This window comes from Paeniglutamicibacter psychrophenolicus (genome assembly GCF_017876575.1).
GTDB classification, from domain to species: Bacteria; Actinomycetota; Actinomycetes; order Actinomycetales; family Micrococcaceae; genus Paeniglutamicibacter; species Paeniglutamicibacter psychrophenolicus.
The window spans coordinates 134,301-156,957 of sequence record NZ_JAGIOE010000001.1 but is presented as its reverse complement, the minus strand read 5'-3'; the positions used below and the strand labels follow the sequence as shown (position 1 = coordinate 156,957).

Annotated in this window: 20 protein-coding genes; 12 read left to right on the top strand and 8 right to left on the bottom strand. The window is 66.4% G+C overall.

Going from position 1 to position 22,657, the window contains the following annotated elements; all coding sequences use genetic code 11:
• Positions 1-2: 2 nt before the first annotated feature.
• Complete coding sequence (locus tag JOF46_RS00715) at positions 3-1,280, top strand: NAD(P)/FAD-dependent oxidoreductase (protein ID WP_209905568.1); 1,278 nt, start codon at positions 3-5, stop codon at positions 1,278-1,280.
• A gap of 544 nt (positions 1,281-1,824) precedes the next feature.
• On the top strand, positions 1,825-2,610 hold the full coding sequence (locus JOF46_RS00710) for an SDR family oxidoreductase (protein ID WP_209905567.1): 786 nt from the start codon (positions 1,825-1,827) through the stop codon (positions 2,608-2,610).
• Between the two features lie 53 nt (positions 2,611-2,663).
• On the opposite strand, the gene JOF46_RS00705 is transcribed toward JOF46_RS00710, so the two are convergent.
• On the bottom strand, positions 2,664-3,518 hold the full coding sequence (locus JOF46_RS00705) for an NAD-dependent epimerase/dehydratase family protein (RefSeq protein ID WP_209905566.1): 855 nt from the start codon (positions 3,516-3,518) through the stop codon (positions 2,664-2,666).
• Positions 3,515-4,144: a uracil-DNA glycosylase family protein gene (locus JOF46_RS00700; RefSeq protein ID WP_209905565.1), complete on the bottom strand. Its 630-nt coding sequence runs from the start codon at positions 4,142-4,144 to the stop codon at positions 3,515-3,517. The genes JOF46_RS00705 and JOF46_RS00700 overlap by 4 nt, the downstream gene beginning before the upstream one ends.
• A 113-nt stretch (positions 4,145-4,257) precedes the next feature.
• On the opposite strand from JOF46_RS00700, the gene JOF46_RS00695 reads away from it, so the two are divergent.
• The 9 genes from JOF46_RS00695 to JOF46_RS00655 all read left to right on the top strand — a co-directional run bounded on the left by JOF46_RS00695 (position 4,258) and on the right by JOF46_RS00655 (position 13,249).
• Entirely contained in the window at positions 4,258-4,770 is a 513-nt protein-coding gene (locus JOF46_RS00695; protein WP_209905564.1) for a nucleoside deaminase, read from the top strand.
• Positions 4,771-4,916: 146 nt separating this feature from the next.
• Complete coding sequence (locus JOF46_RS00690; RefSeq protein ID WP_209905563.1) at positions 4,917-6,506, top strand: long-chain-fatty-acid--CoA ligase; 1,590 nt, start codon at positions 4,917-4,919, stop codon at positions 6,504-6,506.
• A gap of 194 nt (positions 6,507-6,700) precedes the next feature.
• Positions 6,701-8,320 (top strand): SH3 domain-containing protein, encoded by a 1,620-nt coding sequence (locus JOF46_RS00685; protein WP_209905562.1) that lies wholly within the window; start codon positions 6,701-6,703, stop codon positions 8,318-8,320.
• 53 nt (positions 8,321-8,373) lie between these two features.
• The gene (locus JOF46_RS00680; protein ID WP_209905561.1) at positions 8,374-9,204 is read left to right on the top strand and encodes a MerR family transcriptional regulator; all 831 of its coding nucleotides are present in this window, start codon (positions 8,374-8,376) and stop codon (positions 9,202-9,204) included.
• A 241-nt stretch (positions 9,205-9,445) separates the two neighbouring features.
• Positions 9,446-10,189 carry a DsbA family protein gene (locus JOF46_RS00675; RefSeq protein WP_209905560.1) on the top strand — a complete coding sequence of 248 codons (744 nt, stop codon included), beginning with the start codon at positions 9,446-9,448 and terminating at the stop codon, positions 10,187-10,189.
• 18 nt (positions 10,190-10,207) lie between these two features.
• A complete protein-coding gene (locus tag JOF46_RS00670; RefSeq protein WP_209905559.1) occupies positions 10,208-11,101 on the top strand; it encodes a cytochrome c biogenesis CcdA family protein in 894 nt (297 codons plus the stop codon).
• Positions 11,102-11,209: 108 nt separating this feature from the next.
• Positions 11,210-11,596: a LexA family protein gene (locus JOF46_RS00665; protein ID WP_425355073.1), complete on the top strand. Its 387-nt coding sequence runs from the start codon at positions 11,210-11,212 to the stop codon at positions 11,594-11,596.
• 154 nt (positions 11,597-11,750) lie between these two features.
• Positions 11,751-11,978, top strand: a complete 228-nt coding sequence (locus JOF46_RS00660; protein WP_209905557.1) for a hypothetical protein — start codon at positions 11,751-11,753, stop codon at positions 11,976-11,978.
• Complete coding sequence (locus JOF46_RS00655) at positions 11,975-13,249, top strand: Y-family DNA polymerase (protein ID WP_209905556.1); 1,275 nt, start codon at positions 11,975-11,977, stop codon at positions 13,247-13,249. The genes JOF46_RS00660 and JOF46_RS00655 overlap by 4 nt, the downstream gene beginning before the upstream one ends.
• Here the strand turns inward: JOF46_RS00655 and JOF46_RS00650 are convergent.
• Positions 13,246-13,626 carry a hypothetical protein gene (locus tag JOF46_RS00650; RefSeq protein ID WP_209905555.1) on the bottom strand — a complete coding sequence of 127 codons (381 nt, stop codon included), beginning with the start codon at positions 13,624-13,626 and terminating at the stop codon, positions 13,246-13,248. The genes JOF46_RS00655 and JOF46_RS00650 overlap by 4 nt on opposite strands.
• Before the next feature lie 511 nt (positions 13,627-14,137).
• Here JOF46_RS00650 and JOF46_RS00645 point away from each other — a divergent pair.
• Complete coding sequence (locus tag JOF46_RS00645; protein WP_245347952.1) at positions 14,138-15,148, top strand: glycoside hydrolase family 3 N-terminal domain-containing protein; 1,011 nt, start codon at positions 14,138-14,140, stop codon at positions 15,146-15,148.
• A gap of 6 nt (positions 15,149-15,154) precedes the next feature.
• Here JOF46_RS00645 and JOF46_RS00640 read toward each other — a convergent pair whose 3' ends face one another.
• The 5 genes from JOF46_RS00640 to JOF46_RS00620 all read right to left on the bottom strand — a co-directional run bounded on the left by JOF46_RS00640 (position 15,155) and on the right by JOF46_RS00620 (position 22,388).
• Complete coding sequence (locus tag JOF46_RS00640; RefSeq protein ID WP_209905553.1) at positions 15,155-16,069, bottom strand: serine hydrolase domain-containing protein; 915 nt, start codon at positions 16,067-16,069, stop codon at positions 15,155-15,157.
• Positions 16,070-16,201: 132 nt separating this feature from the next.
• The gene (locus JOF46_RS00635; RefSeq protein WP_209905552.1) at positions 16,202-19,489 is read right to left on the bottom strand and encodes a S8 family peptidase; all 3,288 of its coding nucleotides are present in this window, start codon (positions 19,487-19,489) and stop codon (positions 16,202-16,204) included.
• Between the two features lie 492 nt (positions 19,490-19,981).
• Positions 19,982-20,806, bottom strand: a complete 825-nt coding sequence (locus tag JOF46_RS00630) for a hydroxymethylpyrimidine/phosphomethylpyrimidine kinase (protein ID WP_209905551.1) — start codon at positions 20,804-20,806, stop codon at positions 19,982-19,984.
• A 93-nt stretch (positions 20,807-20,899) separates the two neighbouring features.
• Complete coding sequence (locus JOF46_RS00625) at positions 20,900-21,556, bottom strand: hypothetical protein (RefSeq protein ID WP_209905550.1); 657 nt, start codon at positions 21,554-21,556, stop codon at positions 20,900-20,902.
• A gap of 184 nt (positions 21,557-21,740) precedes the next feature.
• Complete coding sequence (locus tag JOF46_RS00620; protein WP_209905549.1) at positions 21,741-22,388, bottom strand: TetR/AcrR family transcriptional regulator; 648 nt, start codon at positions 22,386-22,388, stop codon at positions 21,741-21,743.
• Positions 22,389-22,657 lie beyond the last annotated feature (269 nt).

Genomic DNA, 22,657 nt, shown 5'->3' with positions numbered 1-22,657 from the left:
CCATGGCCAGCGTAACGACGCCTGAGCATGTTGTCATCGTCGGCGCCGGGTTCGTCGGCCTGTCCACCGCCTGGTACCTGCAGGAAGAAGGCGTCAAGGTCACGGTCGTTGACCGCGGCGGCGTGGCCTCCGGTGCTTCGTGGGGCAATGCCGGCTGGCTGACCCCGGCGCTGACCCTGCCGATCGCCGAACCCTCCATCTTCTCCAGCGGCCTGAAGATGATGATGGACCCAGCGTCCCCGCTGTACATTCCACTTAAGGCCAACGCCAAGCTGCTTCGCTTCCTGATCGGGTTCACCTGGCACAGCACCCCGAAGAAGTGGCAGGAGGCCATGCGCATCTACTCCGAGCTCGGCACCACCGGGCTGGACGCCTTCGACGAGATCGCCGAGGGCACCAACGCGGGCCCGGGCGTCGTCGAGAAGACCAAGCCGGCCAACCCGTTCCTGACCGGCTTCAAGTCGCTCAAGGACCGCGACGGACTGCTCCACGAGTTCGACATGATCAAGAAGACCGGCGGCAACGTCGAGTTCGACCTGCTCACCGGAGACGAGCTGCGCGCCATCGAGCCGACCCTCTCCGATTCCGTGGCTGCAGGCGTGGCCATCAAGAACCAGCGCTTCCTGAACCCGCCGAAGTACATGGAATCCCTCGCCGAGTCCGTCATCGCCCGCGGCGGCGACATCGTGGGTTCCTACAACGTCACCGACATCCGTGACAACGGCAGCTCGGTCACCGTCATCGGCTCCGAGGGCCGTTCGATCACCGCCGACCACGTGGTCATGGCCACCGGCGCCTGGCTCAACGACATGACCAAGAAGTTCGGCGTGAACGTCGTCGTCCAGGCGGGCCGCGGCTACTCCTTCACCGTCCAGCCCGAGGTCATGCCGACCCACCCGATCTACTTCCCGTCCCAGCGCGTGGCCTGCACCCCGCTCGGGGACCGCTTCCGCATCGCCGGCACCATGGAGTTCCGCGACGCCAACCACCCGTTGGAGCCCAAGCGCATCGAGGCCATCGTCGCCGCGGCGGCCCCGGTCTACAAGGGCATCAACTGGGAAAGCCGCAAGGAAGAATGGGTCGGCGGACGCCCCTGCACCGCCGACGGCATGCCGCTGGTCGGCGCGACCCGTTCCCCGCGCGTGCACGTTGGCGGCGGACACGGCATGTGGGGCGTGGCCCTGGGCCCGCTGACCGGCAAGATGATCGCCGCCGGCATCCTGGGCAAGGAAAAGCCGTCCGTGGCACGCCACTTCGACCCGCTGCGCAAGGGCTTCTAGGCCCTCGGCGGCAATGCCGCTGGAACCCCGGTGAGCGGTGCGGATCAACAGATCGCACCGCTCACCGGGGTTTCTTGCATCCGGGGGCGGGTTGTTGGAGGAACCCGCACCGAGGGACCTCACCGCCGAACAATGGAGGTCGCTGCAGCTGCCGGAGGCGGGTTCATATCGCTCTTCACCAACCGCTCGTCGCGTGGTGCTTGGTGAACCCGCTGGAGGTCCGCAGGCGCAGCACCGGACCGGGAAGACTCCGCCCTGTCCGGCATGGCGGGCGAGACGCGGAGGCCACGGCATCGGGCAATCCCGCCAGGGGCGTGCGGCGACGCGACAGGCTGGCACCGGTTCGCCGTGGATGGCTCCGGCCGTTTGAAAACCGGACATAGCAGAGGTTTTTTGGTTCCGCCATCATTCCAGCTGTCGGTGAACGGCCCCCTGGAACCGTGGATCCGGGCGTAGCGTGGGGATCGGAAAGGTTGGCCCATCCGGGACGAGCGTGGGACAAGAAGCCCTGGCCGCCCGCGGGCCTCCGGGAAGGCCATATTTCATGAGAACGTATGTAGTCACGGGATCCGCATCCGGCATTGGAGCCGCAACCGCCGAATTGCTGCGCGAGCGCGGGCACAAGGTGATTGGCGTGGACCTGCGCAACACCGAGGTGAATGCCGACCTCTCCACCGCAGCGGGACGCGAAACCGCGGTCGCCGATACCCTGGCTGCGGGCGGGGGAAGGATCGATGCGATCATCGCCGCGGCAGGGGTCTCCGCCCCGAAGGCCTTTACCGTGTCGGTGAATTTCTTTGGCGTGACGTCATTTCTTGAAGGCCTGCTGCCGGCGCTGGCGGCTTCCGCGGCGCCGCGCGTTGCAGTGGTTTCGTCCATGGCCTCGCTGCAGGCGAATTCGGAGACCCTTGTCGAGGCCATGCTGGCCGGGGATGAGGCCGAGGCACTTCGTCTGGGTGCGGAACTGGAGAGCCGGGGGGAACTGGAGGGCTACATGAACTATTCCTCGTCCAAGCGTGCCATCTCCCGCTGGGTGCGCCGCGAATGCATCACCGCGCCCTGGGCCGGGGCCGGCATCCCGCTGAACGCGGTGGCCCCCGGAACCGTCATCACCAACATGACGCGCGAACTGCTTGCCACCGAAGCGGGGCGCAAGTTGGCCGATGACAACGTGCCGATGCCGCTGAATTACCACTCGGAGGCCGTGGTGATCGCGCGCCAGCTGGCGTGGCTGACGAGCGAGGAGAACACGCATGTCACCGGGCAGACGATTTACATTGACGGTGGCGCCGATGCCACCCTGCGCGGCGACGACATCTGGTCCAGCTAGCGTAAACGTGCCCGGGACGCCGGGCGTCCCGGGCACGAAAATGGCGGCAGTGCTCAGGGGTGCCGGGTGCCCTCGCCGGCCAGCACACTTGCGTAGCCTTCGCGGTATGACGGGAACGCGAAACGGAACCCCGTTGCCAGCAGGCGTGCATTGGACAGGCGTCTGTCGCCCCCGCGGTTCACCGGGGCGTCCCCGGGCCCGGGCATCGGGACGTCCAGGAATGCGGCGATGAAGCGCTGCACCTCGGCCAGGTCCACCGGCTCGTGGTCGACACCCAGGTACAGCGGATCCGGTGCCCGCACCGCGGTGCACAGGTGCACGATGGCCGAGGCTGCATCGTCGCGGTGGATCCGGTTGGTCCACACGGTTTTTCCAGGGGTGCGGGCTGCCCCGTCGCGCACCTGGGTGATCAGGTGGTTGCGGCCGGGTCCGTAGATGCCTGCAAGGCGCAGGACGATGGGCGCCGATGCTCGCTCGCGCACCAACGCCTCCGTGTCGGCCAGTATCCGCGCCGTTGCGGTGCGCGGGGAGATCGGGGCGTCCTCACCGACCCAGCCGCCTGCCGCGTCGCCATAGACCGCGGTGGAGGAGATCAGCAGGAAGCGTTTCGGGTCAACGCCGTCGCGTGCCAGCGCGTCGAACATGCGATGCGCGGCCGAAAGATAGGTGCGCCGGTAGGCCTCTTCGCTGCGGTCGGGCGCGGCGGGAGTGAAAACCACGATGTCGGTGTCGGCATCGATGGTCGGCAACTCGGTGCCGGCGTCGCCAAGGTCGACCCGGCGGGTGCCAAAGGAGGCAGGCAAAAGCTCGGGGCGGCGGCGCCACGCGGTGACCCGGTGGCCGGCCGCAATGAAGCGGAGCCCCGCCTCGGTGCCGAGATCCCCGGCACCGAGAACAAGGACCTTCACTTGCCCGCTGGCCGCAATCCGGCCCGCGCCATGGCGTCGGTGTAGGCGGCGACCATTTCATCGAACCAGGCCTGCTGCTTTTCGGCCGATCCCAGGAAGGCGCGGTCCGCGGTGGAACGCACCTCATAGATCTTGATGCCGCGCTGGTTGATGACCTGCTGGCCGCCGGCCTTGATCCAGGCCTGGACCAGGCGCTTGGCCTCGGTTCCGTGGGCCACGATCGCCGAGGTGCGGTACGCGATGCGCATGAGCTCCTTCAGCGGGCGGATGCCGGCCTTGACCTGGTCCGGGGTCAGCTTGGTGCCACCCTCGGGCAGTTCCCACGGAAAGACATTCCACGGGATGCCAAAACGCGGCTCCAGCCCGGCAGCCTCATAGACTGCAGCAAGCCGTGCCGCGGTGGGATCGTCGTTGCGCAAGGACAGGAAGCCCGAAGACGTTCCGGGACCCGGCGCGATTTGCAAGGAAATGACCCGAGCCTCATCGACGTCGTGCACCGGATCGATGAGCGGAACCCGGGAACCGGGCTGTTGGTCCTGCAGCTTGCGACATAATGCCGTGAGCTCGGCGACGGAATCGTCCTCCACCTTGCTCAGCTGTTCTTCAAAGTACTCGGATTGGCTCATTATTAACCTTTCGCCCTCCCGTTGAGCCTACGCCGAATATGGCTTTGGTGCATTCCGCCTGTCCATGGCATGCCACGGTGGGCAAAACGACGCCCATGTCGCATGATGGGGCCATGGAACTGACTCGCTTGGACATTGGCCACCTGACCCGCTGTGTTGAACTGGCCGAAGAGGGCCTGGAGGCCGGCGACGAGCCCTTCGGCTCGATACTCGTCGATGCAGACGGGGTTGTTCTCTACGAGGGCCGCAACCACGTGGCCGGAGGGGATTCCACGGCGCATCCCGAGCTGGCCATTGCGCAGTGGGCGTTGGTCAACCTGGAGCCCGCGCGGCGGGCCGCGGCCACGGTCTACACCTCGGGGGAGCATTGCCCGATGTGCGCAGGCGCCCACGGCTGGGCCGGGCTGGGGCGCATCGTCTTCGCCGCCTCGGCGGCCATGCTTGACTCCTGGCGCCGGGAGTGGGGTGCCGCTCCAGGGGCGGTGGCCGCGCTGCCCATCAACCTGGTGGTGCCCGGCATCCGGGTGGACGGGCCGGCCGACGAACTGGTGCCACGGCTGCGCTACCTGCATTTCCAGTCGTTCCAGGAATCCCAGCGCGGAACGGCTTCTGCCGACGGGTCCTAGGCACCCCAAGGGGCTTGGGACTCGATGCCGGATTGTGAAACTAGGTTCCAAGGCCTTAGTCTGGTGCGGGGCAATTGTCGCCCGCGTCACATGCCGCATTGGTGGCTGTGGCCGGAATTATCGCTGACGACCGGAACGAGGAGCACATGGGCGTGCAACCACTGGCCAACCACTCGGAACTGACACCACTGCGATTCCTGCAGCGCTCCGTGGAGGTGTACCCGTCCAAGGAAGCCATCGTGCACGGGGCACGGTCCTACAGCTATGCGCAATTCGGGGCGGAGGTGCAGCAATTCGCCAAGGCGCTGGCCGCGCGGATAGAGCCCGGGGACCGCGTCGCGGTGCTGGCACCGAACATCCCGGAAATGCTCATCGCCCACTACGCCGTCCCGCTGGCCGGCGGCGTGCTCGTGGCATTGAACACCAGGCTTTCGGCCCGCGAACTCGGCTACATCATGGAGCACTCGGCAACGAAGATGCTCTTTGCCGACTCGGAGCTCCTCGGTGCGGTGGAGACGCTGCACGCCGAGGTCCCGACCTTGGAAGCGATCATTGAGATCCAAGATGCCGAATTCACCGGCGGCAGGCCCGACGTCCTCGTGGATGGCACCTACGCGGAGTTCATTGCCACCGGCACCGGGACGGACCTCGGGTACGCGATTGCCGACGAACGGGCTCCGATCGCGCTGAACTACACCTCGGGAACCACCGGCAAGCCCAAGGGCGTGCTGTATTCGCACCGCGGCAGCTACCTGAACTCGATGGGGGAGGCCTTCCACCAGGGCTTTGACGCCCGCACCCGATACCTGTGGACCCTGCCGATGTTCCATTGCAACGGCTGGTGCACGCCCTGGGCCGTCACCGCGGCCGGCGGCACGCACCTGTGCCTGCGGGCGGTCCGCGAGGAACCGGTGTGGGACGCGATTGACAACCTCGGCGTCACCCACCTGTGCGGCGCCCCGACGGTCTGCTCGATCATCGCCGACTCGCCCCGGGCCCACGAGCTGGAACGCGGCATCAGGATCACCACCGCAGGGGCCCCGCCCTCGCCGGCGATCATCCGGAAGCTGCAAAAACTGGGCATCGAGGTCGTCCACGTCTACGGCCTCACCGAGGTCTATGGGCCCTACACGATCTGCGAGTACCAGGACGCATGGAACGAGCTGGACGACGAGGCCAAGGCCCAACGGGTCTCGCGGCAGGGCGTGGGCATGGTCCAGGCCGAATCGGCGCGCATCGTGGATCCGGACATGAACGACGTGCCGGCCGACGGGGAGACCATGGGTGAAATCGTGCTGCGCGGCAACAACGTGATGATCGGCTACTACCGGGACGAAGAAGCCACCGCCGCGGCGTTCGCAGGGGGCTGGTTCCACACCGGGGACCTGGGAGTGATGCACCCCGACGGCTACATCCAGCTCAAGGACCGCGCCAAGGACATCATCATTTCCGGCGGGGAAAACATCTCGACCATCGAGGTTGAGCAGGCATTCGCCAGCCACCCGGAGGTCCTTGACGTGGCGGTGATCGGCGTGCCGGACGAGAAATGGGGGGAAACCCCGGTTGCCTACGTGATCCGGGCCAGCGGCTCGCAGATCGACGCGGCTGCGTTGCAGGCCCACGCCCGCATGCAACTGGCGGGCTTCAAGGTTCCCAAGACCATCCACTTCCCGCAGGACCTGCCGCGGACCTCCACCGGCAAGGTGCAAAAGAACGTGCTGCGGCAACAGGCCTAGCGCCGCCGCGCCTTGGCGTGTTTCGGTGGTCGGTCGTCCCGGGGAAAAGTCCCCGGGACGACCGACCATTATTTAATCACTCGTGTCCCACCCGTGACATCAGCAACTCTGGCCACATAGGGTGTACCCAAGCGCGTACCGATCCACAGGGATTGATGCCTCACGGTCAATTCCCTTTTGAAGGAGTCAGCACCATGGGCACACAACCACTTCTTTCCCTGCGGCTTGCAGCGGCGACGTTCGGTGCGACGCTGGCGGTCGGAGCGCTGGCCCCCGCGGTGATGGCAGCGCCGGCACCCGCGACCTCGCCCCAGACGCATCTGGTCGTCGCGAAGAGGCCCGTAGCGCCGCGTGCACAAACCACCACGATCATTCGAACGACCGCGAACCTGAACCTGCGGCAGAACCCCGGCGCCCACTTCGACTCGCTGGCCGTGCTCAAAAAGGGCACTGCGGTGACCCGGATGGGCAAGGCCAGCGGTGTCTGGTGGGAGGTGAAGGCCGGTTCGCGGACCGGGTGGGTGAGCTCCCACTACCTGGCGAAGAGCACCGTCGCTGCTCCCGCGCCCCGGGCCGCAGCGGGATATCGAACCAACGCGAACCTGAACCTGCGGCAAAATCCCGGCACCCACCACAAGTCGCTGGTGGTCCTGGCAAAAGGCACCGCTGTCGCCCGGACCGGCAAGGCCAGCGGCGCCTGGTGGGAAGTGAAGGCCGGTTCGCGGACCGGATGGGTGAGCTCCAACTACCTGGTGAAGTCCGGCGGCACGACGCCGACGCCGACGCCCGCGCCGGCTCCCACGCCCTCCGCGACCCACCGGACCAGTGCGAACCTGAACCTGCGCCAACACCCCGGCACCCACTTCAAATCGCTGGTTGTCTTGGCAAAGGGCACTGCTGTCGCCAGGACGGGCCAGGCCAGCGGCGCCTGGTGGGAGGTGAAGGCAGGCTCCCGGACCGGATGGGTGAGTTCCCACTACTTGGTGAAGGCCGCCGGCCAGGTACCCGAGTCCAATCCGGTCGCCGGCGCCAACCGCTGGGTGGACGGCACGCAACCGATGTACGAGAAGGCCTCGCTGTCCTCAAACCGCCTGGCCGTGCAAACCGACGGTACAAAGGTCCGGCTGGTCAAGAGCGCAGGAAACTGGTCGTACATCGAAACTCCGGCCGGCCAGGGCTGGATCCCGAGCTCGTCGCTGGCCACCAGCGAACCGAACAACAACTCCACCTCGTATCGCTGGACCGCCTACGCCGCAAACGTCCGCACCGGACCCTCGACCTCCTTCAGCTCCCTGGGGATCCTGCCCGCAAACGAAAAAATGGCCTACCTGAAGTCCTCCGACGGATGGTCGCAGGTCAAGACCTCGAAGGGCACTGGCTGGATCAAGAACACGCTGCTGAGCAGCGTCGAATACCGGGCGCCGAAGGAACTGCAGCCCATGACCCGGGCCATGATCAAGGACGTGCAGGAGCGTTTCGGGGCCGGCATCAGCAGCGTCGGCGGCTCGCGCGCCGGATCCATCGGGCACAGCTCGGGGCTGGCCGCGGACTTCATGATCAAGGACTATTCCTCGGCCGCCGGCATCAAGGCCGGGGACCGGATCGCCGAGTACCTGGTGGAAAACCACGAACGGCTGGGGATCAGCTACCTGATCTGGCGGGACAAGCTCTGGCTGGCCGAGGACGGCCAGTGGGGACCGTACTCGACCGGCGGCTGGGGCAAGCACCTGGAATCCTCGCGCGGATGGAACGCGACCACCTTGCACATGGATCACATCCACGCGGAAATCTCCTCTGCCCGGGCCAATAAATAACCATGGCCCATGGCGGTTGACCTTGACCCAGGGCCAAGGAAAAGACTGAAGCCATGAACCACGAAAAGCTCTTAAGCATCGGCGCCTTTGCTCAGGCGACCATGCTCTCACCCAAGGCCCTGCGGCTTTATGGCGACCGTGGGCTTTTGGTGCCGGTATCCGTGGACCGATTCACCGGATACCGCTATTACGATCCGGACCAACGCAGCCGGGGCCGCATGATCGCGATGTTGCGCGCGGCGTCGATGCCGCTCGAGGGCATCTCCACGTTGCTGGCCCTTGGCTCGGCGGACCCCGAAGGCGCACTGGAGCAGCTGGCCGCCTACGAATCCGCCGTCCGGAACAACACCGAATCGACTTCCACCCTGCTCGCCGCCGTGCGGGCGCACCTCAAAGGACAGGACATGGATAACGTCACTACCGTGCTGGAACCAGAGAGACACCTGATCTCCATCATGCTGCACGCCTTCGTCGACGGCCTTGACACCGGGATGAAGCAGAGCCTGGAACAACTGCAGGCCTTCGCCGATGCCGAAGGGCTGGCCGTCACCGGCGACCCGTTTGGCATCTTCCACCAGGAAATCACCCCGGACTCCGACGGGCCGCTGGAAGTTTGCCTTCCGGTGGACAGGCTCGCTGCCGGCGCCGCCGGCACCAACGACGCACCGGTGCGCAGCTACCGGCTGGCCGGAGGCCGCTACGCCAGCATCCGGGTCTCCGGGGCCGAGACGGCCTTCCCGGCGATCCTGGCGGCCTATGACCAGGCCTGCAGCTGGGTCGAGGAAGCCGGCGCGACCTCGGTGGGACCACCGCACGAAATCTGGCATGTGCTGCCGTGGGCCGACGATCCGGCGGATATGACGGTGGCCTGGCCCTACGCGTAGGAGCAGGCCAAGGCCGCTCGATGCAGGGGGAGCGACCGCGGCGGGCCGCATGCAGGGGTGCCGGCTTCCGTGGTGGCGTCCCGACGCCAATTCGCCAAGTGCACTTCACTTCGATACGTTCAAGGGAGGAAAACACCCCCCCGCCCAGCCTCCGCACCAACTGGCCTTCCCATCTCCTTGGGGACGCCGAAGCGTCACGGGGGTACGAGGGCCCAACCGGGAAGGAACCAGTGTCTCGGACATGACGGAATCCCCTGCAACACCAACCAAGGCGAAACTGCCGTGGTTCTGGATTCTCCCGATTCCGGTGGCCCTCGGATTGGGCATCGTGATTGGCCTGCAAATTGCCGCACCCGGTGAAACCGCCGCATCGCCGGCGGCCGCGGCGACGCAGGAAAGCCCGAGCCCGAGCCAGGCAGCACCCTCGGAGACCCAGCAACGGATCAACGTGGAACGACGCGATGCCAATGACCCCACTGCGGTCGGCGAACTCGATGCACCGGTTGTCATGGTGACCTATTCCGACTACCAATGCGGCTACTGCGCCAAGTGGGCCTCCGAATCGTTGCCGACCATCCTGGAGAAGTATGTCGCCGGGGGACAACTGCGCATCGAGTACCGCGACATCATGTTCTTCGGCGAAAACTCGCGGCAAAGCGCCGAGCTTGCCGTTGCGGCCGGCAAACAGGGCAAGTACCAGGAATTCCACGACGCGATCTTCGCCAAGGGGGCCACCGCCAAGGACGCCGACTACTCCGCCAAGGGCATCGCGGCACTGGCCGAGCGCATCGGGGTTGATGCCAAGCAGTTCACCGCGGACGCGGCGCACGCCGACACCGCGGCCCTGGTGCAGAAGAACCACGACGAGGCCGGCGCCCTGGGCGTCACCGGAACCCCGACCTTCATCGTCAATGGCCGCCCGTTGATCGGTGCCCAACCGCTGGAAGTCTTCGTCCAAACCATCGACGAGGAACTGGCCCGCTAGGGCCGGGCTGGGAAACCGATGGACATCGGGCTCGGATACGCACTGATCGGCGGAATGCTCGGGGTTTTCAGCCCCTGCAACGCATTGCTGCTGCCCGCGCTCTTTGCCACCATCTCCACCTCACGTGCCAGGTTGCTGAGCCTGGGCGCTGTCTTCCTGGCCGGCTTGCTCCTCACCCTGGTCCCGCTCGGCCTGGGACTGGGGTGGCTGGGTGGAACCATCGTCCTGGACCGCGGGCTATTGCTCGCCGGCGCCGGGTGGGTGCTCATTGCCCTGGGCGTGTTGACGGCATTCGGCGGCGGCATCGATTTCGCCCGGTTCCTTGCGGGCAAGCCCCGGCCCGTGGCCGGTTCGTTGGCCGGTACCTTTGCCCTGGGCGCGGTATCCGGGGTGGCGGGGTTCTGCACCGGCCCGGTGCTGGGCGCGATCCTCACGTTGGCGCTGACCTCCGCGAGCCCGGCCCGCGGAGGGACGCTGCTGGGGCTCTACGGTGTGGGGATGGTCCTTCCGATCATGCTCATTGCGATGGCGATCCGCAGGCTCGGCCACCGCTCGGTGGGTTGGATGAGGGGTCGACTGCTCAAGGTGGGTAGGCTGCGCCTGCACACGACCTCGCTGCTGATGGGAGCAGTCACCGCGGCCGTTGGGTGGCTCATGATCTTCACCAACGGCATGGCGGCCGTCCCTGAGCTGTTGCCCTCGAGCATGATTGCTGCGATGGAAAACCTGGGACGGCAACTCGACGCGGTGGTTCCATCATGGGCCTGGACCGCCTTGGTCGGCGCCTTGCTGCTGTTCTGGTGGCTCCGCGCGGCCGTGCGCCGCACCGGCGGCAATGCGCCTTCGGGAACATCGAGAACCTCCGCGGCCCGCGAGGCGCCGCGGGAAGGGAACGTCTTCAAAGAACGGTAGCCGGACCCCGCACCCGCGGCCTCCGCTGGTAGGCTTGACATCGAATCTATGTTCTATGAAAGTCGGGGGCTCATGTTTGGAATGGACCTGCCGCAGCCACCCGCCCCGATGCCGGAATCCCAGGGGCCGGTCGGCGCGGTCGAAGCCATGGGCTTCCCTTCCCCGGCACGGGACTACTACGGCGGCGGGATCGACTTGAACCGCCTGCTGATCAGGGACCGGACCTCGACCTTCCTCATGCGGGTCTCGGGCAACTCGATGGCATCTTCCGGGATCAGCCACGGCGACGAGGTCATCGTGGACCGCGCAGTGGCCCCGCGCGACGGCTCGGTGGTCATCGCGGTCCAGGACGGGGAACTGGTCATCCGCCGGCTCGTGTCCCGCCGGGGCGCCATGGTCCTGTCCAGCGACGAGCAACCGGTTGAGCAGGCCGAGGCGATCACCGAGGAAACCACCATCTGGGGCGTCGTCACCCGGTGCCTGCACCATGTGTAGCGGTGCATTCCCCTTGAATTGTTCCCCCGTGAAAGGGGGATCCCCGAGATTTCTTGGTCGCTTTTCGTGCCTGGGGGCAGGGCGGCTCCCACGCTTCACCCAGAGAAGCTCTTGGAGATGGAGGCGGCCTCCATGGCAGTTCTTGGCTGGTGGCATGGTCATCGAAGCCCTGGCAGAGGGGCTTGATTCTTGTATAAAGAATTTAGAAGTCTATAAAGAAACGACCGTGAAAAATCCGTTCCTGCCAACGGTCGATGGCCGCCCGATTCTGCCCACCCGTCGAAACGACATCCGGGAAGCCCCGCTCCCGCAGGGGGCGGTGTCGTTGCCTTGCGAGTCCCCGGCCTTCGGTGTGCGGTTGCACCGCTCGGAGACGCCATGACGGAGCGGATTGCGCTGGTGGACGTGAACAACTTCTACGTGTCCTGCGAACGGGTCTTCGACCCGAAGCTCATCGGCAGGCCCGTGGTCGTGCTGTCCAACAACGACGGCTGCGTGGTGGCGCGCTCGCAGGAGGCCAAGGACCTGGGGATCACCACCGGCGCACCCTTCTTCAAGGTCAAGCAGTTCATCCAAAGCCACGGCATGGCCGTGCGCTCGAGCAATTACGAACTTTATGGGGATATGAGCGCCCGGGTCATGGAGGTGCTCTCGCGCTTTGGCACCTGGCAGGAGGTCTACTCCATCGACGAGTCCTTCATCGGCGTCCAAGGCAACCCCGGGCAACTCGGTGAACTGGCCACTCGCATCCGTTCCGCCGTTGGACGCAGCGTCGGGGTCCCGGTCTGCGTGGGCGTGGCACCGACCAAGACCCTGGCCAAGTTCGCCAACCACGTCGCCAAGCGCAACGCGCACCTGGACGGTGTGTGCTCCATGGATTCCATGGACCCGCAAGTGGTTGGGGACATCCAGTCCAGGGTTCCCGTCACCGACCTGTGGGGTGTCGGGGCCCGCACCGGAGCAAGGCTGTCGGGCATGGGCATCTCCACCATCGCCGACCTCAAGGCGGCCGACGTGACCGAGATCCGGAAGAAGTTCTCGGTGGTGCTCCAACGCACGGTCCTGGAACTGAATGGGACCCCGTGCATTCCCCACAACGAGGAACGGGCAGACAAGCAACAGATCATGTACTCGCGGTCCTTCTCCAACCCGGTGACAACCATCGAGGACATGGTCGAGGTCATGTCCATCTATGCGCAGCGCGGGGCCGCCAGGCTGATGTCCGACGGACTGTGGGCCACGCTGCTGACCGTCACCGCGGGAACCAGCCGCTTTGCCTCCGGGGAGGCCTCGTTTCCCTCGATCACGCTCAAATTGCCCTCGCCCACCCAGGACCCGATCCTGCTCACCCGCCTGGCGGTCGGGGCCATGCGTGAAATCATGCACCCCGGGGCCTCGTACGTCCGCGGCGGGGTGGTGCTTTCCGGCTTGCAGCCGGAGCCAGGGCAGGCAGCCTTCGGGATCTTTGAAGAGGAAATGGCCGAAACGCACGTCGGGGACGTGCTGGGCGCGGTCAAGGCGAAATTCGGGAACAAGTCCATTGGGCTCGGCTCGGGCGGACTGGCCGTGGAACCGGGATGGTCGATGAAGCGGGACTACTCCTCGCCCAAGTTCACCACCGATTGGGCCGACATCCCGGTGGTGAAGGCCTAATCCTCGCGGTCGCGCGACGGGGAACAGATTTCCTCCGGGCACCCCTGCCAGGTCTTGGAAAAATACGCCACGATTTCCAGGCCGCGTTCAAAGCTGTACCTGGGTGCCGGCCCGCCGTTCACGGCGCTCGCCGAGCGCCGGATGCCCAGCAGGAAGAACTCGCAAACCGACACGTAGTTCCACAGGTCCATGGCGGTGTCGACGACCTCGTCGTGCGTCATCCAATCCGGGTCTTCAACCAGGTCCTGGGCGAAACCGAACACGATGTCCCGGTCCAGCACATGGTGTCGCCCGCAGTCGCACCACTCGATGCCGCGCGACGGCATGGTCCAGACCCCGGGAACCATTTCGGTGCCAAAGGGACCTTCCGATGCCATGGGATCCTCCTTCAATAGTCCTGTGCCCAGCCTATGCGCGCCCGCCGACAGATTCCGCCGGTCCTGCGACCGCGCGGGCCAAGGCGCCATGGCACGATGGGCAACAAATCCACAGGTCACGTTTTTGGTTCCATTGGCTTCCGGGCGGCCGAATCTCTGGCACGCTGGATGTGGTGGAGAAAAGAGGCTGTGGACCATGAACAATTCGCGAGCAAGGATTTTTGGGCATCGGGTGGTCCTTCCCCTGTTGGTTCTACCCAGCATGGTCCTGGCCGGCTGCGCTCCGACCCCGGCACCCGCGCCGCCAAGCGCAACGAGCTCAAACCCCGCCCCGACCCAATCCTCGGGCACACCTGCACCATCGGTTACCTCGGCACCGCCTTCGAGCCCGTCGTCCGCCAGCCAGTCGCCGTCGGCGACACCGAGCCACGAACCCAGCGCAACGCCGACGCACAGCGACAAACCCGCCCCGACCGCGCAGCAAGACCCGGCCGAAAAGACGCTGGCCGCCATGAGCCTGAAGGAGCGAATCGGGCAGGTCTTGATGGTGGGTGTCCCGGCAACGGGCAGCAGCGCCGCCGACAGGTCCACCATTGCCGCCCACGAGTTGGGGAACTTCTTCCTCAAGGGCCGCAGCAGTGCGGGAACCGGGGCCACGGCCGGCGCGGTCCAACGGGTCGAGTCAACCATCGCGAAGGCGTTGTCGGTGGACGTCGACGCGTTCGTGGCCACCGACCAGGAGGGAGGCTATGTCCAGGTCCTGAAGGGCAGCGGCTTCTCCACCCTGCCCACGGCGCTGGTCCAGGGCAGCTGGGCCACCGCGACCCTGCGCGAGCGTGCCGAGGTCTGGGGCGGGCAACTGGCCGCCGCCGGGGTCAACGTCAATCTCGCCCCGGTGGCCGACACCGTCCCCTCTGCGTCCTTCGCTCCGTCGAACGCGCCCATCGGCTACTGGAAGCGCGAATACGGGTACGACCCGGCAACGGTTTCGGCGGCAACGCGGGCTTTTTCCTCGGGGATGCTGGCCGCGGGCGTGGACCCGGTCATCAAGCACTTCCCGGGGCTCGGACGCGTCACCAAGAACACCGATACCGCCAGGAACGTCACCGACACCAAGACCACCCGGCGTGATGGCTACCTCAAGCCCTTCCGCGACGGCATCGCCGCGGGCAACGACTGGGTGATGGTTTCCAACGCCTACTACTCCAGGATCGATGCGAAGAACATCGCCCCGTTCTCCTCGACCATCATGCGTTCGATGCTCCGCGAGGACCTGGGGTTCAACGGCATCATCGTCTCGGATGACATGTGCGACGCAGTGCAGTTGTCCCCCTGGACCCTGGGCGCCCGGGCCCTGCGCTTCTTCGAGGCCGGCGGGACCATGATGCTCTGCGTGGACGCGCCGAAGATGCCGGCGATCGCCAATGCCCTGTATGCCGAGGCCGGCAAGGACCCCGCCTTCGCCCGGCTCATCGATGCCGCGGCGCTGCACGTGCTGCGGGTCAAGGAAGATCGGCGCTGAGCGGACTCAGTCCTTGGGCCCCAGCAGCGACACCAGGGTCTCTTCGGGGCTGAAGCCGCTGGTCTCGGGGGCAATGGCAGCGGCCGCGATCCCGGTGGCCCGGGAGGTGAAGACCGCGGCGCGGTACCCGGGCCCGGCACCGCCGTGCCCCCACAGCTGCAGGTCCGTATCGATCATGACCCCGGCCCCGTAGCGCGGCGCACTCCACGGCGCTGGGGCAGCCACGGGAACCGAATCCATGAACGCGGCGCGCATGGCGGGGGACAGGGACGAGGGGAAGAGCGGGTTGCGTTCCGTGACCAGGTCGCCGAAGCGCAGCAGGTCGGCCGGCGTGGAGAACGCGGCCCCGGCGGGCCCGGCCCACAGCGTCGAGTAGCCCGAATCCGTCAATGCGGTTTCCGGATCCGGATAGCGTGTCGAGGCCATGTCGGCCGGTTCGAAGATTTCCCGGTGCAGGTACTGGCCCAGCGACATCCCGGAGACCTCCTCGAGCAGCGCGCCCAGGTACCAGTAGCCGGTGTTGCTGTAGGCGAAGGGACCGGGCTCGGAAGCGCTGCCGGCGGCGGCGATGTCCTCCAGCGACCACGGGTCCGCCGGCCGTTGGCGGACGGCGGCCAGGTAGCCGGGGCTTGAGGCGTAATTGCCCATCCCCGCGGTATGCGTGAGCACCTGGGAAATCGTGCGGCCGGCCGGGGCTCCGGGCAGTCGCGAAGCCAGTGGATCTGCGAGCTTGAAGCGGCCCGCATCCACGGCCCGCAGGACGCCGGCGGCTACGAACATCTTGGTCACGCTGAAGACCGGCAGGGGCTCGGATGAACCGAAAACCTGCACGGCTCCCTCGTCTCCGGGTCCGCGACAGGCTGCCGCGGCACCCGGGGGCAGCATCCGGCCCAGCGAAGCGGGGATCGATATTCCATCCATGGTCCCGAGCCTAAGCCCGCCGGCTGCCCGCATGCGGAAACGGCGCGGCCCGCCGGATGTGCGGTTCAAACCACTGAACCGCCATCCGGCGGGCCGCGCCGTCGGTGCCTGTTGCGGCACCAAGCCGCAGTGCTACTTGCGCACCTCCACATCCACCACCTGGGCGCGGTTGCCCGAGGCGTTGTGCATGTGCAGGAACAGGGCCTTGGCGTCGGTGCTGTCCGCGGCGATGGTCGCGGTCAGCTTGGCCTTGTCCAGGTCGGCGAACGCGGTTCCGCCGCCAACGAAGGACAATTCCGGGGCGATCGCATCGAAGGCGATCCAATCGGTCTCGTCCACCGGGGCCAGGGCCCCGGTGTCGTCGGCGTTGTAGACGGAGTACGTGCTCACGCGGTAGGCGATCGGTGCACTGGAGCCGCTCAGGCCCAGGGCAGCGAGCGACACGGGGAGGGATGCCACGTTGGTATCGAAGGTGTTGGTGTCGACATCGCCGCCCAGCCCGTTGAGGAACTGCAGGTCAACTTGCGAACCGTTGCGCAGGTCGTAGGTCGCTGCCAGGTCGGCATCGAGCTCGTCGAAGTAGCTGTTGAAGGTGACGAAGTCCGCCACCCCGTCGCCGTTGGTGTCGATTTCGACGTCGATCTCCGTGGCACCGGCCAGGTGGGCCCAGTTGCCCCAGGTGCTCACGCCGAAGTTCAGCAGACCGTCGGCCACGCCCGTGGTGCGGGCGGTGGATGCGGCACCGACGTGCTGCAGGTCCATGGAGCGTGCGCCCGGAACCGCGTCGGCGCCGGCGGGCAGCTTGCCCGAGGATGCCCCGAGCTCGAACGCGGAGAGCAACGACACCACCTGGGTGTCGCCGGAACCGGCCAGGACGCCCTTGCCGGCCAGGTCGACTGTGCCGGAGGTGGCGCCGGGGGCGAGCATGATCTTCTTGGCGCCCATGTCGGCAACCAGCTTCGGTGCCGCCTGGACCGGGACGCGCAGCGTCGGGGCGGTGGCACTGCTCAGTTCCACGCGGCCCGAGACATCGGCGACCCAGGCGCGCGGCAGGCCAAGCTGCGTGCGGTCCATGGTCGGATCGATGGTCTTGGCGTACTTGCGGGCATCCACGTCAAGGGTGACCTTGATCTGGGTGCTTGCCCCGGCCGCGAGCGTCACGCTGTTCTTGTCCAGGGAGTACCCTGCACCCGGGATCTGCGTGGATGGCAGGTACTTCACCTTGTAGGTCTGGGTCTTGTCGGACTTGTTGACCACGGTGATGGACTTGGCGGCCTTGTACTTGGTCTTGTCGACCTCGATGACGCCGAAGGTCACGGAAACCAGGTCCGGGTCCGCGGTGGCGAATGCGTAGGCGGGGGAATTGATGGCCGCATCGGCAATGACGCGCCCGGAACCCACGCGGTTTGGCCCGTAGGCCTCGCCGTTGGCGGCCAGGATGTCCACCGTGGCGGTGTTCATCACCAGGGACTTGACCTGCAATGCGGTGTAGTCGCCGCTGCCTGCCACCAGGGCGGCAATGCCCGCGGTGTGCGGGGTTGCCATGGAGGTGCCGGACATGACGGCCGGGCCGTTGCCCGTGCCCACGCCCACCGAGCCGATGAGCGTGCCCGGTGCGGCCACGTCCGGCTTGACGATGCCCTCCGAGCCATGCACGCCGCGCGAGGACGAGGAGTTCAGGGTGTTCCCGATTCCCGACTCGACCGAGGCGGTGCCGACCAGCTTCGGATCCAGGGTGACGTTCAGCGTGCCGTTCTCGGCCGCGGGACGCAGCGCATCGGAGTAGGCCTTGGTGAACTGGGCGCCGGGGATCGTGGCGTTTCCGGCGATGCCGGCCTCGAAGACAGCTACCTCGGAGTCCAGGATGACACCGGTTGCGCCGGCCTTCTCGGCGTTGTTGAAGCGGGTTGCCGAGCCACAGGGGAATTCGAGGTTCTCGCTCCACTGCAGCCAGACCCACTTGCCGGCCAGCGATCCGTCGGCAAACGGGGCACAGCCGAAGGCGTTGGCAGCCGGTGCCATGACGACATCCCCGGTCAGCTTGGCCGGGTCGGCGGTGGTGTAGTTGAAGTTGGCCGAGTACTGGCCTGCCGCGGTTCCCGCGGACTCGGCAGGTGCGTTGACCTTGATGCCATCGAGGGTGACCTTGGTGCCCACGGAGTTGGCCACGGTCAGCGAGGAGCGGGCGTTGCCCGGCGAGCCGCCGACATCGGTGACGTCTCCGGCGTTGCCGGAGGCCACGACGGAGAGGATTCCCAGGCCCGTGAGGGTGTTGACGATGTCGTTCTCAGGGTCTTCGACCGGCGAGTGGTCCGAGCCCAGGGACATGTTCACGATCTGGGCGCGGTCGGAGAAGTCGCCGTCGTTGTTCGGGTCCAGGACGTAGTCCAGTGCCTGGCCGACCACGGAGGAGGAGCCTTCGCAGCCAAAGACGCGGATGCCGACAAGCGATGCCTCGGGGGCGGAGCCCGGGCCGATGAGCATGGAGCCCACCTCGTCGGCGGTGAGCTTGGTGTAGTCGCCGTTGAAGGTGGTGCCGTCGGCCTTCACGCCGTATCCGGCAGCGGTGCCCGAGACGTGGGAGCCGTGTCCGGCCGAGGCGCAGTCAAGCGGGTTTGAGTCCGGCTTGGGAACCGGCTGGTAGCTCGGCGCGCTCGGGTCCGCGTTGTAGTCGTCGCCGACCAGGTCCCAGCCGCCGATGAACTTCTCGGGGTCATACAGCCCGGAGGTCTTGGACGGCAGGTCCTTGGATGCCTGGGCGGTTGCGTACGCCTCGAGGGTTCCGGGGCCGCCGAAGCCGGCGTGCGTGTAGTCGATGCCGGTGTCCAGCACGGCGATGGTGATGCCCTCGCCGGTTTCCTGCAGGGTGTTCCATGCCTCGAGGGCGCGGGTGTCGATGTCCGAGCCCTTGTTCTCGGGGGTCTTGGGGACGATCGCAGTGATCTTCTTGACGTCGGGACGCGAGGCCAGTGCGCGCAAGGCGTCGGCGTCTCCGCGCAGTGCCACGCCCGGCAGCGAGTTGGTGGTCGTGTAGATGACCTCGGCCTTGGCGGCCTTGGCGGCCGACTTGCCCTTGGCCTTGATGCCGTCGCGGATCTTCTTGACCTTGTCGGGGTTCTTGACCGACTTGCCGTGTGGCGTTTTGGCGCTGTCCGGCTGGGTGGCTTCGAAGGCTCCTTCGCCCTCGAACTGGACGAACACGGAGACATCGCCCTTGGCAGCGGCCAGCGGGCCGGAGACCTTCAGGTTTTTCAGCGCCTTGGGGGCAGTCCCGCCGAGGGACGGTGAGTCGGCACCCGGTGCCGGGTCGATCGTCGGCGGTGCCGCAAGGGAAGGGACAGACATGGTGACGGCCAGGGCAAGCCCCGAGGCCGACGCCAAGATCGTCCGCGCAAGTCTGTGACGACGCGGGTTGGACATGGTTCTCCTTGAATCCGGTGGGAGTGACTGGGAGTGATGAGGACGGATTCCCGCGAGCGGATAGTGGGTACCGTCCCACGCCACATACTATGTGAGACGCGGCACATATCAAGGGGTTGTTTGAGATTCTTTGGAAAATGTCGCGGGCCGGGCTGGAAGCGGGGATGGGAATCCGGACCCGCGGAACCGTTTTGTTCCCGTGCAAGCGGACGCCGGAGGGAAGAAGGGAGCCCGGGTCCGGCAAAGTGTCGGAGGCCATCGATAGTCTTTGGGCAGTCGGTGGCCCTCTTGGGGAGGAGCCACTGCCCGCACCGCGGGCGCGGGACGGATGGGGAAGCGACGGTTGGCATCGGGCAAGGACGCCGCTGCCGCGAACCTGTTTGTCCGTGCGCCGGTGAAGCGGCGGCGTTTCTGGGGGGAAACGAAAAAACGCTGGTCCCATGCATGCATGGGACCAGCGTTTTCTTGGATGGCCTTCGGGTTGCGGAAGCCCTAGCGTGTTCCGCCTTGCCACAGGGCGTCGAACGGGGCGGCGGAGGCCACGCGGTTCTTGATGCCCTCGGTGACAAAGACCTTGGCATTGCGGGCCGCCTGCAGCGGGCTCTCGCCCTTGGCCAGCTCGGCGGTGATGGCGGCGGCCAGCGAGCAACCGGCACCCGACACGGCAACTTCCCCGACCTTCGGGGCCGAGAGGATCTCAAGGGTTTCGCCGTCGTAGAACACGTCCACGGCCTCGGCGCCTGCCAGGCGGACCCCGCCCTTGGCCAGCACGGCCGCGCCGGAGAGTGCGTGGATCTTCCTTGCGGCCTCGGTCAGGTCCTCGGCGTTGTTGATGCTCATCCCGGACAGCGACTCTGCCTCGAAGTGGTTGGGGGTGACGAAGGTGGCCAGCGGCAGCAGGATCGTCTTCAGCGCCTCGTCGGTGTCCAGGGCGTGGCCCGGTTCCTGGCCCTTGCAGATCAGCACCGGGTCCAGGACGACGTTGTCCCATTCCTGGTTCTTCAGCGCGGCGGCAACCGTGTTGATGGTGGCCGGGGAGCCCATCATGCCGAGCTTGACGGTCTTCAGGTCCGCTGCGTAGCAGGTCTGGGCAGCTTCGAGCTGGTCGGCAATGACCTGCGGTTCAACCGGGACGAATCGGTGGTTCCAGTTGTCCTTCGGGTCGAAGGAGACGATGCAGGTCAGGGCAACGATGCCGTAGGTCCCCAATTCCTGGAAGGTCTTCAGGTCGGCCTGGGCGCCGGCTCCGCCGGTTGCTTCGGAACCGGCGATGGTCAAGGTGATGGCGGGACGGGTCCCGGTGGTGGCAGAAGTCATGCATCCATTTTAGGGTGGTTTTCCTGCGCGCCGATTCCACCCGGGAGCGGCTCGGCAGCCCGGCGGTTCCGGTCGGGAACAGGTGACCGGGAATCAGGCCCGGGTGAAAGTGGTCAGCTGGGTGGCGTTGGACCAGCCGGCCGCGCGTTCGGCGCGTATTCCGGTGGCGGTGTCGGCGCTGGTGACCATGAACAGCACCGGCAGGCCCTGGCGTGCCGCAGCGGCGGCCAGGTTGGCCAGGATCGCGGCGCGGAACTGCTCGATGTTCGAGGTTGCGGTGATGCTCGGGTCTCCGAGCAGTGCGAAATCCTCGCCAAAACGGATCCGGCCGCGGCCCGCGGTCGCGTCGAAGTCGGCGATTTCAACCACGTCGTAGTCGGCCATCGGGGCTTCGAACAGCGTGGCCGTTTCCGGCAGCGAGACCACCTGCTCAACGTCGTTGGCCAGCGCGGCCAGCAGCACGCGCCGGTCGCTGAGGCTCCAACCCCGGGCGACCAGTTCACGGCCGGCGGACTCGTCCGGTGGGCCCAGGAACGTCAGCCTGGTTTGGCCTTGGTGGGATGAAAGTTCGGTGTCGCCCAGCAGGGATGCAAGGCCGCCGGTGCCGGGCCAGGGGCAGGTGATTTCGTAGCTGCTGCCGTCTTCGGCAACGCTGTGCAGCCGGCCGGGCTCTTCGCGGGTCACGGTGCGGTCGCGCAGCAGGGCAAAGGCATGGACCCAGCGCGGAAGGCTTGAGCGTTCGAATGGCATCTGGCGGCTCCTGTTTCAAGGACGGGCAACGAAAAACCTGTTGGGGGCGCAAACGCCTTGCTGATCACCAATGATCGTTGTGCGCTGGCGTCCCTTGGGTGGTTCATTACCGACTCTACGCCTGCGCCTGCCGATTCCAAGTTGGGAGATGCTGCGATGCGCAGGATCCGGGGCCCTTCCCGACTCAGGATGCGGTGCGAACCATCGAGAGCACATCGTCGAGAATGCTGCGGACCACCGGCATTCGGGAGAGCACGACGAGGCGGGCCGTCACGGGCGCGACATTCTTGATGAGCCGGTGGCTGCGAGCGGCCCCGGGGGAGGAATCGTAGGCCCAAAACAGGAAGATCCCGCGCTGGATCAGCCACAGCAGTTCGGGCAGGTCGTTGCGGATGGCCAGCGGGGGCAGCGGCCTGCTGGCAGCCACGACCTGGCGCCAGAGCCCGAATTCGAGGGCGCGGTGGACGTCGCCGAGCTCGGTGTGGGCACCGGCAAATGCGGTGCGGATAAACGCAGGTCCGAATTCGTGGAACGGTGTCATGATTTCGAGCGCCTGGTCAAGGGCAATGCGCAGGTTGGTCTCAAGGTTGTTTCCCGGAACCAGCAGCGGCCAGGTGGCGGTCCGGTGCCGTTCGAGAAGGTTGCGGAAAAGCTCGTGGACGATAGCGTCCTTGGACTCGAAGTAGTAGTAGGCATTGCCTAGGGAAAGCCCGGATTCCGTGGCAATCACGCGCATCGTTGTCCCCGAGAAGCCCTTCGTGGCGAACAGTTCCAGGGCCGTGTCCAGCAGCAATTGGCGGGTCTGGGTGCTTTTGGCGGTCGCTGTCCTCATGGCACTTGCCTCCATTGTTGGCCGGATCTCCATCATAGTCTTTTTTGAACATGTTCAAAATTCAGTATTCCCCAGCAGAAAGCGGCGGAACGGTCGTTGCCGCGGAGAGAAGCAGGCCAAGTGAGGGGGAAACCGCAAAATGGTTGGGAATGCGGCATGGGATACTTGAACCTCAAGTGCTAATACAGCGAGCGGTCCCACCCGCCTCGACCGCCCCGTCCCGGCTTGGGACGGAGCCGGAATCGAAGCCCCGGGATCGGCTTGGCGAA